Below are 12,107 nucleotides of genomic sequence, written 5' to 3'. Positions count from 1 at the left end.
ATGTGGAAAACCTTTTATGGTCGATGTATTTATAAATCCTCTAAGGGAGTGCAAGTTTTTCAAAATTTTTTATTTCGTTGGCTAAAATTCAATAGTCATGCTTTGCAAACACTGCTAAATAGGTACTACCCTTATCGCCCTGGCCTTTATTATATCAGTCTACTTACTTTATTTGTTCGTATGAATCCTACCAGCTGTTGTATGTTTGGATTGGGAGGAGCAGGAGCAGCACACGCCCTGTACCCTTATAGGAAAAATCTCAAACTAACCGTCGTAGAATATGACAGTGATATCATCGATATTGCACAGCGTTTCTTTATGACCAATCGGCTCACAAATATGGAAATCATCCATCAAGATGCCCAGATATTTGCAAAGCAAACAGATCGCTGTTTCCAACATTTACTTGTTGATCTATTCACTGATGAGATTTTTCCCGCCCATTGCAATACTGAAGAGTTTTTCAATCACTGCAAACGCATATTGCTACCAGAAGGCATTCTTGCTGTCAATTTAGCGAATCGCAATGAGCAATGGCCTATATTTCAGTTAATTAAAAAGAGTTTTGCCAATGCGACCATTGCAGTACCTGTCAAAAAATCTGCAAATATCATCATATTTGCAACGAAAAATGAGTCTGTAAATACATTGATAGATTTGCTTAAACAACATAAGAGTTTAAAACGACTCTTTTGGGATACAGAATGGGGGTGCATTGCAGAAATAAAGGATTAATCCCCATTTTCACCTAGATAACTGGACCAACATCGAACGAATAATTAATTCTTATAACCAGGAAAAAGAGTAATCATTATTATAAAATTTTCGGAACCTTAGGTGTAAATGGAAAAGAAATAAAAATAGTTCTTAATTAAAGAGAAGATCTTTGATTAATGATTCTAACGTTAAATGCTATAAGGATAAACAATTAATGTTGAATTCACCACTAATGAACACCCCTACCCATTCCTTATACAGCAAAACTAAGAAATAAGTTTTATAAATTACGACACAGGGTTTAATTATTAGTTGGCATAATAAGGGGTAACCCACCTTTGTCATTATTTCCAATAATGATAATTTTAGCGTTCGGCGATTTAGCTAAAGCTTCAGTAGCCTCAATTCCTTTCCATGCCAATAAATTTTGGTCTATTCCTCTCTTAACAATTTCTTGGAACTGTTGAATTCCCTCAGCTTCAATTTTCTTACGCTCAGCCTCGAGCTTTTCCCGCTGTAGTCGAAACTTCATCCCCTCAGCTTCTTGTTGTTGAGCTTGCTTATTTTCAATTGCTAGTCGGATTGATTCAGGAGGCAATATTTCCTTGAGCATTATCGACTCAATAACAACGCCTCGTGGTTCTAATTCCTGTATTAATGATTTTTGAATATTAGATGCTATTTCGTTTCTGTCACCTGAGAAGAACTGCTCTGCATTATAATTACTTGTTATTTGGCGAATGCTTGAGCGGATGTGAGGTTCTATTAGTTTATCGAAGTAATCAACACCTACGCTGCTATAAATATCGACAATTTTAGATTTATTTAGATGGTAGTTAACCGAGGTCTTAAGAGTCAGATTTAGCATTTCTTTGCTTGGTATCACCCCTTCTTCATCAGCTTTTTGAGTACGTAAATCAAACTTAACAACCCGAGTGAATGGGTTTGTAAAATGAATACCTGGATCAAGATAGCCAGTCTGGACACGACCAAAAAGAACAGGTATCCCTACATAACCTACTGGAATAATACTGACGGTTGAGATTATAAAAAAAAGGAATATAACAAATAAAAGTGGGATGAAGATTGGGTTTATTTTTTTCATTTTCTCTTCAAATAGGAGTTAGATGACATAATCTCTAAATTTATTAGAAGTAAATCATATCACTATATGCTCATTTTAAGAATGCAGTGGTTAATATTATTTCAAGCATAATAAAGATGGATAATGTGCTTCATTAAAGTCACCTTAATATAATCATCTTCTTGTTCTCTGAGCTGCCTATACGGCAGTGAACCTTGGGTCATGCTCACAATAATTTTCAATCATTTTCTAAGCTGCCTATACGGCAGTGAACGAATATATTCTTGCGCTCTATTGAACTTAAACTTTCTAAGCTGCCTATACGGCAGTGAACAGTTGTCGATGTAATTGTCTTGCCAGTACCATTTTCTAAGCTGCCTATACGGCAGTGAACTTTTACAAGTGCTGAACGTATCTTAGCTGTCTTTTCTAAGCTGCCTATACGGCAGTGAACAGTGATAAGAGCATTGACGATGAAACGTTTAATTTCTAAGCTGCCTATACGGCAGTGAACCTAAAACGAGAAGAAGCGGAAATTGAGGCAGATTTCTAAGCTGCCTATACGGCAGTGAACAGCAACAGGGATAACAGCGGCAGATGCTACAATTTCTAAGCTGCCTATACGGCAGTGAACGCCTAGCGTTAATCCAGAAGGAGAAATAGCTATTTCTAAGCTGCCTATACGGCAGTGAACCTTGTCTATAAAAGAAAGCCGTTGATTGCTCATTTCTAAGCTGCCTATACGGCAGTGAACGCTTCTGGGGTGTTCACAAGATAGAAATAGAATTTCTAAGCTGCCTATACGGCAGTGAACTTTAAGAAAATTGCAAACTGACCTGCGTGAAATTTCTAAGCTGCCTATACGGCAGTGAACGCCAGTGTCTATATAATGAGCGTTTGCACCTTTTTCTAAGCTGCCTATACGGCAGTGAACACATCCCCGGACGCTGCGCTGTAGTGCCACTTTTTCTAAGCTGCCTATACGGCAGTGAACGTTACAAGTACTCACCTTAGAGCGAAATCTGATTTCTAAGCTGCCTATACGGCAGTGAACCGCAATTCTGAATAAACCTAAACCTTTACCTTTTTCTAAGCTGCCTATACGGCAGTGAACTTTAGGTTTTGGCTTTTCCTGCGTGAGTTCTTTTTCTAAGCTGCCTATACGGCAGTGAACTGGAAGAACTTATGGCAGGTGTATTATGAAAATTTCTAAGCTGCCTATACGGCAGTGAACTACGCTTTATTGTTTTGTAGTCAAGTAATATATTTCTAAGCTGCCTATACGGCAGTGAACAAGTACATCAGAACCTATTGTCACTGCTTCATTTTCTAAGCTGCCTATACGGCAGTGAACTGAAATATAAACTATTAAAACACAGATACAACAAAGAGTTAACTGAAAAATATGGATTTAACCAATTTTTCTAGTTAACTTATATCTATTTGATTTTATTAAAAAATTTTTAAGGGCTGAAATTATTGGTAGTTAGAAGACCGAAATATTCTCAAACTTGGATTATTTCTCATCTCATTTCTAGAAAATGACTCAAATATTTGAACCAATTACAACTTCCGCTTAAACCTTTCCAACTTAACAGATTTCATATTACTTTATTTAGTCAAACCAGGGAATGGTAGCTGTCTTGGAAAGACCAAACCGATCAAATTTTCCATAAACTGGCTGGTCGAGTAACTCACCAAATTCAATGTAGCGCCTATACCTGTTCCCATTTGATCCGCTTACCAACTCAAGGTAAGGGCTATCAATACTTTTGGAGAGCATTTTTGCTTTGTATTGCCTGATATCATCTTCTGTTATGGAACCACGTTTAAATAACCTCCTCATTTTTGATTGACTCATGGTAGTTTGTTTGCGTGAAATAGTCCGAAACTTCGAATCCATAGGGATCGGTTTAATCGGACTTACTTCACAGTATTTATTTATCCCACACAAAATGTTCCTACCAAGCAGTTCATCTAAAACTACTTTTTTGCTATGAATACGTAAAACATTACCCAAAGTAATATTATACCTCGGAAAGCTAACCCCAATGTAAGTTGAAGCCATATCATGCAAAACTTTGTGCAGTTTTGAGTAAACAGTATTCAATAGAAAGATCGAACTCTTTTCTGAATCAGGCATAATTAGAATATCAACATAATAATCCATAGTTTTCTCCTTAACGCACATCAATATGGGAAACATAGGCAAGTCCCTTTTTCCCCAAGTAAAAAGAAGAAACTCCAGCAGAATCGATCATTTTTTTAAGCTCTATCGCCTTTTCCAAATCAACATCTAAATATATTTCCATTTGGCCACTTGCTTTAATCAAAGTATGTTTGATTTTCCCCTGGCCCTTGACAAACTCCTCTCGAACATAGGGATTACCATAGATTAATTTTTTAGGGCCGGTTGTATACCTGCCCATAAAATCTTTTGGCGTAAATCCATTATTAGAGATTCCACTTATCCCGCCTTTTTTGGATTTGGCGCCTGAAATATCATAATGCTTTTCTAATCGATTAAGTTGAAGATAAAGTGATGAACAATACATTGGAAGAGGTTTTAATTGCCCCTTATTGTCTAAAGGACTATATTTCGCAAAATACGAAGCCAGCTTTTCTGAGGCTAATTTTGCATTTCCGGCATATTCAACAGCCTTCATTTTTTTTATTTCCTCAAGGCGGCCTAAAATACCAATCGGATTTAACTCGATATTACTTTCAAACTTTGAATTCTCAAGAATAAATTGACATAGTTGCTCAAAGTCGAGAGATAGAATCCCCCAAAAAGTCTGCGAAAAGTCTGATTGGAAAGCGGAATCGTTCACCTTAATCATTCCTGTAAAAGCATTTTGATCAGTATTACCACTCATATTTCTTATAAAGGCGATTTCCTGACACTGTATCTTTGGTTTATCTTCAAAGCGAATAGACTCAATCATATCTTCAAAATAATGCCTGTGATCTCCAAAGCCTTGTTTGATTTGATAAAGCTTCCGTTGTTCGCCAATCAGCCGATTTAACACTCCAAGGACTGTATCGATTGTAATCTGCCGAGATTGATAATTTTCTTCTGCCGCTAATTTTGTCATTGATCCAATGAAATCACGCCCTTTTTTAGTTATTGGTTGATTATTTGAACCATCCAAGAAAGAGTTTCTCCAAGACGCCTCATAGTCAATGGTTATTTTCATTCTTTACACCTCTTTAGACTCAAAATAAACTGCATATTCGTCTTCTGGTATAGGTGAAATTTGGTCTGGGGTGCGCTTAATACGCATCATTTGATTGCTATTATTAAAATCCACAATAACTTCATCTACATACATGTAGGATTTTGCTTGACGAATGGAGAGGGCTTTAATCATTTCTAAAGTTGTCTCTACCAATGCTTGGATTGCATCCTGATTCAAAAGAATGCCTGCTTCCCCAATTTCAAAAATAGTACCCTTACGTACATAGTTCCGATGAAATACTGCTTTGGGCTTCAATGCTGGTTTTAGAGATTGGATAAATTCTTCAATGACTTTAGCAATAACCTCTCCTTGATTGTCTTTAATGATCATTGCTGCTCGATCAAATTTATTATCTAATGAAATAAACTGGAGCTGTTCTATACTTATCGAACCATAGGAGATATATTGAGTGTCACCAAACGTGGTCTTAGAAAAGAACGAAGAACTATCTCTCTCCCCTGACTGACAAAACTGTTCAAAATTACCATTCCCTAATTGATCAACAAAATCTTCAAGTAATAAGGGACTAGTACGTTTACATTGACTTGCAGGAACCACGTAGCCTCGAATAAGACCCGTTACTGAGGCAAGTACTTTTTCAAGATTTTTTTCCGCTGCATAATGCAAATCAAATGCCTGCATTCTAAACAGGTGGTGGCGAATACAGTTTTGGCTAATATACAAGGGAGTCTGTTTAAAATCGATGTCCGTTGCTTCCTTTATATACTTATAACCAGTTTCATCCTTTATCCTACCCGTTAAATTAGTGTACCCACGAAGCTTCGGCAGAGTATGATTGTCGACAGGACGTCCTTCATTACTTAATGTTGTTGGGCCATTCCAATTCACAACCCCATGCCCGACAGCTGTGATTTTAAAGTCCACACTTTTAATGCCTGTGATCTTATTCATATTGATTGTATCTCCTCATTTTGCCATGGTTATTTAGAAATATCAGTTCTTTGAAAATGTTGTTTGAGTTTGTCAATTGACATGGCACCAACGGGTTGTTTATTCGTGATGACATAGTAGACAGCTTGTTGATGTGCTGCACTCATACCACCGATTTGCTCCAGATCTTTTGGAGTATAACTAAGATAGATAGGAGCCTCAGGAGAACAGGCTTCTTTGATTAATACCCATTCGTTGCGTGCTTGTTTATAGCCAGAGCCATATTTAATACTATGATGTTTTTTCCGCATAAATTGCACAAGGTTATTATTATCATCACCATAACCTCTCATACTTTCTACTGAGGCTGTCAGATTTGGTTGAGGGGCGATTGGATTAAATTCCTCGCTATAGACATAATCATTAGTCACCTCAACTTCTAGAGAATTTGTTATCCGACAAACAGCCATTTGGACAAAACGATTATCACCTCTGAGCGAATTAGCAGAGATCTTGACTACGTTATCTGCCCTTTTTGACTTTGGCGGAACAGATATTGGGTCGATGACTTTGTCATTAATTAAGTCCACACTCTTTTTAAGAGCCATTAGAAAATCTTCTTTAATAGCTTTTTGTGAGGTGGGATTTGCAAAGAACTCCACGTAATATTTATATAATTGGTTAATATTGACTTCACGATTGTCATACAACTTGTCTTTTAAAAAATTAAACCATGCTTTAGTGCTTTGCCAAATACAGAGCTGGTTCAAAAACTTTGCACAATTGCTGGTTTGTTTTCCTTCCTTATCAATATTGTCTGGCAATACAGTGGTATAACGATTAATCTCTGAGTTAATTCCAAAACGATCCAAGCGTCCTAGACGCTGCAGCCAGTTCTCTGCACAGGTCAATTCCGTCAACATACGTTCACAACTGATATTAAGAGAAGCCTGAACAATTGGACCACATCGCAACACGTCAAAATTTCGGTTACCATCACGTTTAAAACTTTCAAATACCTGATTAAACCAAAAGGCCTTATCCTGTTTAGTATATTTGGAATGTAGCAACACACTATTCTCTGTGTTGTGGTGTTTCAGATAACCCAGCTGAGCATCTTGTGCCGTATTACTGATAACAAATGTATTTTTTCCTTGATGCTCACTTATAAGTGGACTAGGCATCTCTTTTTCGTTATAAACCTGAAATTCAATCTGATAGCGAGAATTATTAAAGCTATCGATAGGCACAATATCTTCGGCAGGGATATCTAAAAATTTGTTTATAAAAAAGTAATGCGGTGTGGCTGACACCAATAAAGTATTAGCCTGCGCACCCCTTGCTTTCTTTGCCTCAATCAATTCGGCAAAAAGAAGATTAAAAGCAGGCATATGAATCAGCTCGTGAAACTCATCAAACACAACATGAGCCTGCATTAAATCAATAAGTGCTGTTACTTTATGATGTGTAATAACGGAATTTACAGCCTGATCAATTGTTGTGATAACAATATCTCCAGAAAAGTAAGAATCCTCTTCAGTATCTGGAGCATCATCAAAAGCAATACCGCCTCGTAAAATTTTCTTGTATTCACCAGTAAAAATTTCAATCTTGCAATCTGGAAGGTAATCAAACGCTGTTAAGTCATTCAGTAAACCAAGACAAACTTGAACTCTCGGACAAACCCAAATAATTTTTTTTGCCTCAGTAAGTAATGCCCATTCCAGAGAAATTTTGGTTTTACCACATCCAGCTGGACCTTGAAGAACACTAATGTTAGGTAACTCATTAATTGAGGCAATTTTTCTTAATTCAGCAAGTTTTTTGGCTGCTTGGCTTTGAGCGCGATTTTGAACGTTTAAAGGAAAGCGTCTCTCAAATCCATCCAGACAATCGCGAATTCCATTTAGCAGTTGGCCATCTTCCTCCGTGAGATTATCCACTAAGTTTTTTAATGAGCCTTCAGCAAGATACTCTTCAAGTTCCTCCACAGGACAAGATGAAACCAGGCGATCTGAGCTGATAACAACCGAGCGAACAAGATTATTTAAAGCGTTATGCCGAATATCCAATTTATAACGTTCTAAATCATCTAATATGTTGTCATACTTTTTAAATTTTGGCAGACTTCTATCTGTTAACTCAAAAGTTTTTGCAAAATCAGGCAAGAGATTAGAGATATTATATTTACTCGCGAACATAGAGACATCATTCAGAACCGCCCTGGCTTGAGTATAAATATCTTTAATATTGTTATTCGCTAATGACGCTTTAAAAATGGCAAATATCTTTTCTGCATCAATAAATTTATCCTCTTTCCTAAACGGTTTTGTATGATGCCAATATATGCCGTGGACAATCTGGACTCGTTGATCTTTTGAAAGCTCTTGTGATTCAGCCAGCAATGACTCACTCAATAACCATGAAAGCTCGTGATGCCTTGGATGATTTTCGAATGAGAACTTCTTCGGCGCATCAATATGTACTCCGTCCTCAGGAACAATATTCTCTGAATGTTTGTTGCTGCAGACCCACCTTTGAAACTCCGGATCTATTTTTCCGATATCATGGAGTATTCCAGAAATAAAAGCAGATTGTTTTAATTTTTGGTTTACTATCCCTATTTTTTCAAGCAAACAGTAAGCAACGTACCCTACTGCAAAAAGATGATGACTGAGAGATTGAGCTTGTTTGTTGGCAATTAAATATTCAGTTTCTATAGGCAATTTATCCATTATGACTTCCATTGATGTAAAATTAACTGGTACAACACCAAGATGGTTAAAAGCGTGTCTGCAGCCAACAACCCAAACTAACTCAGCTCTCGATCTTGCTCTGATCCAATGACAACTCACCGCTGTATTCTTAGTGGCGGTTTTGCGCAAAAGTTTCTTAACGGAGGATAAGCCGTCTTGGGTAATTACAGTTTTCCAAGTGTTGTCACCGATACGATCGGCAAAAGCATCTAAGACGCGTCGAGTTCTAGAAAGAGCTTTTTTCTGGCACTGAGAAACAAAAACAACCATCATAGAGTACATTCTCTCTTATTTTTTATTTCCCAATCAGTCTTTAAGGCCACCGCTTTAACTTGATCAAACATAAAGTCTAATGCCTTAAAATCGACAAAAGCCTGTAAACATTGCTGACGAAACTCCTGTTCAGTGGCATTTTCTTTAGCACAGATAAACGCCCAGGGAAGAATGATGGCATCTTTTACTAAATCAGCCACATCAAATACCAACGCCCCACGCCGCGTTTTACCATGCATAACGGCGAATCCATGAGGAATTCCAAGCACCCAGAGTGTCGTTGCGCCTAAACCATAAGCTAGATAGTTACCATGGTTTAAAAAAATGTTGGCCTTATCCTTAGCTTCACGTTCTCGACTAAATTTTCCATACTGAGTTCGGCTTGCAGCGTACCTGTAAAGATTTTTTGTTAATTCTGCTTCAGCCTGCATTAGTTTATTGACTTCGGTTGCACTCTTGATTTTAGCTTCGCAAATTAATAATTCTTGTTGTAAATCGTGGTAATTAAATCCTTCCGCAGCAAGATCTCGACTTTTTTCCCATTGGTTTCTTAAAAATTCGATACGTGAGAGTTGAAATTGCTTTGCAGCAAATAATCGTTTTTCCTCATCAAACCAGAATTTCATCCACCCTTGCATATACTCTGTTGGTCGGTATTCACTTTGTGGAGTGAACCACTCAACTTCGTTAGCCATGATTAAAGGTGTACCGCCTCCTCCACAGAACCCTATCACTACCCCTGCTTGAGCTAGCATACGCACTGCAGCTTGAGTAATAGATGTACCAGTTCCCAGTAAAAGACACGTTGTGTTGGCAATAGGAATATTCCAATATTGGTTTTCGCTTTTTTCCTCAGTCAGATAAAGAACTCGACCATCTTTTTGCATAATACGGCACTTTTCTAAGTAATAAATATTGGCGCGTTTTGAGTGCAAAATTGCTTTTAAGTCGGTTAATATTTCCATTAAAATTCTGCCAAGTTAAATCTTGCATTTCCATTAGATAATTTAGCCAACTAGAATAAGAAAATGAGATCTCAAACTATTTCAGGAATTCAGAAAGTGAATAGCCGAAAGCTATATGATGACATTCATTAGGCTATAGAAATGACCATTATTACCATAGTATGTTATTAAGCACAGATGGAAATATAAACTACTAGTAGCGTATTTTAAGAGCACAATTTTGGTTTTGTCAAATATTTACCCATTCATTGCTGAATTTAATTTAGCCACTTGGTTTTAAATTAATTTTTTTAACTAATTTAATTTCAATTTGTACAAAATAATTTTTTGCGATGCAGGCACTTAGATAAGCTCTTAATGGTCTAAAATTTTTTAATTATTAATTTGAGTAATCGTAGCAGAGATATTATCAAGTACTTCCTCTAATTCATTGCTAATTTCTTCAAAATTAAGCCCGACAGTAACTGGAAAATACTATCAATAGGATTTTTATTTTTTAAAGGTAAATATTGTTATCTTTTTTAATATTGATAGGAAATCAAAAGCTCTTGTTTGTTATGCCAATGTATCCAACATAAATCCAGATTTTTACACATATTCTACTGGATAGTTTAAAAAGATAATAAACAATTGATGCGCTCTATGATTTTCACAAATTAAGTAACATTTTCTTGCTGATAAATAACACTAACTTTTTCTAGATTTATCAGGGATTTAGCATGATAAATATCAAAATTAGCCTGCATATTCAACCAACTTTCCGCTGAGCGACCAAATGCTTTATTTAAGCGTAACGCCATAATAGGAGATATGTGAGCCTCTCCACGGATTAATCTATTTAACGTAGAGGGAGCCACACCAAGCTTCTCTGCAGCTTGGCGAACACTAATATCTAATGGCTCTAGATATGTTTCTTTAATAAATTCCCCCGGATGAGGGGGATTATGCATATTCATTAGTGATAATCCTCATAATTAACGATGCAAACATCACCGCTATCAAATTCAAAAGTTATTCTCCAATTTCCATTTACCGTAATAGACCAGCAATTTTTCCTTTCACCTTTTAGTCTATGAAGTCTATATCCTGGTAGATTCATATCCTCAATAACATGAGCCGTATCCAAGGCAGCCAATTGCAGCCTTAGTTTTTGTTCATGTTTAGATTGTATGCCTGAACAATCTCCTTTTTCGAAAAATTGTTTGAGGCCTTTATGTTTAAATGATTTAATCATGACTAATTATAGCGCGTTGCGCACCACAACACAAGCAAATGACCGCGTTCTACCATGAATCATCGATTCCTCTTATTCTTATTAAAAAGGATTAAAGTGAACTATAAAACTCAAAACAGTTACATTAACTTTGTTACTCCGTAATTGTAGGCCAGAGACTTTAACAATGAGATTTGTTAATGGGCTATGTTTAAAATAAACAGAAGCGGAGGTGACAATGAAATGAATAGACAGAAAAAGTGCTTACCATCCCAGTCAGGGAGATATTTAGGCTATATAGGGAAAATAGATATGTATAGATTTGATCATATAAAAAAGGAATATTATAATGAAAGTACGCCGACTGGGTTTCCTTGTGTAGTCAATTATTGGATGAATTTGCCAAATGCGCCACAAGCGGAATAGAAATCTTATAGCTTTGTACTGATTCATTCAAATAACTTTTCAATCGTAGATTGAATCTCATCCGGACGTGGCTTGGCATAACGAAAAATTTCTTTAATAGAAACGTTACCACTTAACTCTTGCGCAAAATGCACCCGATGCTTATCAGTGACCTTCTTTAGAAAAGTATGCCGCAACTTATGTGGTGTAAAATCAAACTTCTCATGTTCCGGTAAAAACGCGAGGGCTTGTTTTAAAACTCGCTGACATATTCGATAAACATCTAGAGTTTGCAATTGTGTTCCATAGCGTGAAATAAATAACGGTTCATCTTCTTGTGCTTCTCTTTTTTCAAGATATTGATCCAAATACGCCCTACTCTCTTGTGGTACAGGAATTTTTTGGCTAATTCGTTTTGATTTGTGGCGAAGAACATCGCACAAACTTTTTTGTCGATATTGACCGACATTTAAAGAAACCACTTCGGACTCACGAAGACCGGTTCCAAGTAACAAATAAAAAAGTGCTGTTTCCATTAAGGGGTTTTGATTTTTCCGAGTACAG

10 protein-coding genes and 1 CRISPR repeat array are annotated in these 12,107 nt (G+C 36.6%); of the genes, 1 reads left to right on the top strand and 9 read right to left on the bottom strand.

All coding sequences use genetic code 11. The features are described 5' to 3' along the window. Positions 1-735: a spermidine synthase gene (locus tag Lbru_RS02625; RefSeq protein WP_058440627.1), complete on the top strand. Its 735-nt coding sequence runs from the start codon at positions 1-3 to the stop codon at positions 733-735. Between the two features lie 283 nt (positions 736-1,018). Here the strand turns inward: Lbru_RS02625 and Lbru_RS02620 are convergent, their stop codons facing one another. The 9 genes from Lbru_RS02620 to Lbru_RS02575 all read right to left on the bottom strand — a co-directional run. Continuing rightward, positions 1,019-1,822 (bottom strand): prohibitin family protein, encoded by an 804-nt coding sequence (locus Lbru_RS02620; protein WP_058440626.1) that lies wholly within the window; start codon positions 1,820-1,822, stop codon positions 1,019-1,021. Between the two features lie 165 nt (positions 1,823-1,987). Beyond that, a CRISPR array of direct repeats spans positions 1,988-3,155; the repeat unit is 28 nt; unit sequence TTTCTAAGCTGCCTATACGGCAGTGAAC. A gap of 261 nt (positions 3,156-3,416) precedes the next feature. Further along, the gene (gene cas6f / locus Lbru_RS02615) at positions 3,417-3,971 is read right to left on the bottom strand and encodes a type I-F CRISPR-associated endoribonuclease Cas6/Csy4 (protein ID WP_058440625.1); all 555 of its coding nucleotides are present in this window, start codon (positions 3,969-3,971) and stop codon (positions 3,417-3,419) included. A 10-nt stretch (positions 3,972-3,981) separates the two neighbouring features. Then, positions 3,982-4,998, bottom strand: a complete 1,017-nt coding sequence (cas5fv, locus tag Lbru_RS02610) for a type I-Fv CRISPR-associated protein Cas5fv (protein WP_058440624.1) — start codon at positions 4,996-4,998, stop codon at positions 3,982-3,984. 3 nt (positions 4,999-5,001) lie between these two features. After that, positions 5,002-5,952: a type I-Fv CRISPR-associated protein Cas7fv gene (gene cas7fv / locus Lbru_RS02605; protein ID WP_058440623.1), complete on the bottom strand. Its 951-nt coding sequence runs from the start codon at positions 5,950-5,952 to the stop codon at positions 5,002-5,004. A 29-nt stretch (positions 5,953-5,981) separates the two neighbouring features. Beyond that, positions 5,982-8,960, bottom strand: a complete 2,979-nt coding sequence (locus Lbru_RS02600; RefSeq protein WP_058440622.1) for a CRISPR-associated endonuclease Cas3'' — start codon at positions 8,958-8,960, stop codon at positions 5,982-5,984. Beyond that, the gene (gene cas1f, locus Lbru_RS02595) at positions 8,957-9,925 is read right to left on the bottom strand and encodes a type I-F CRISPR-associated endonuclease Cas1f (RefSeq protein ID WP_058440621.1); all 969 of its coding nucleotides are present in this window, start codon (positions 9,923-9,925) and stop codon (positions 8,957-8,959) included. The genes Lbru_RS02600 and cas1f overlap by 4 nt, the downstream gene beginning before the upstream one ends. Before the next feature lie 656 nt (positions 9,926-10,581). Then, positions 10,582-10,881, bottom strand: a complete 300-nt coding sequence (locus tag Lbru_RS02590; protein WP_058440620.1) for a HigA family addiction module antitoxin — start codon at positions 10,879-10,881, stop codon at positions 10,582-10,584. After that, positions 10,881-11,159, bottom strand: coding sequence for a type II toxin-antitoxin system RelE/ParE family toxin (locus Lbru_RS02585; protein WP_058440619.1), 279 nt, complete (start codon positions 11,157-11,159; stop codon positions 10,881-10,883). The genes Lbru_RS02590 and Lbru_RS02585 overlap by 1 nt, the downstream gene beginning before the upstream one ends. 428 nt (positions 11,160-11,587) lie before the next feature. Further along, a partial coding sequence (locus Lbru_RS02575) for a tyrosine-type recombinase/integrase (RefSeq protein WP_157061484.1) occupies positions 11,588-12,107 on the bottom strand: 520 nt, incomplete at its 5' end.

Origin of the sequence: Legionella brunensis, assembly GCF_001467025.1 — a bacterium.
Lineage (GTDB): Bacteria > Pseudomonadota > Gammaproteobacteria > Legionellales > Legionellaceae > Tatlockia > Tatlockia brunensis.
This window is presented reverse-complemented; position numbering and strand designations above follow the sequence as displayed.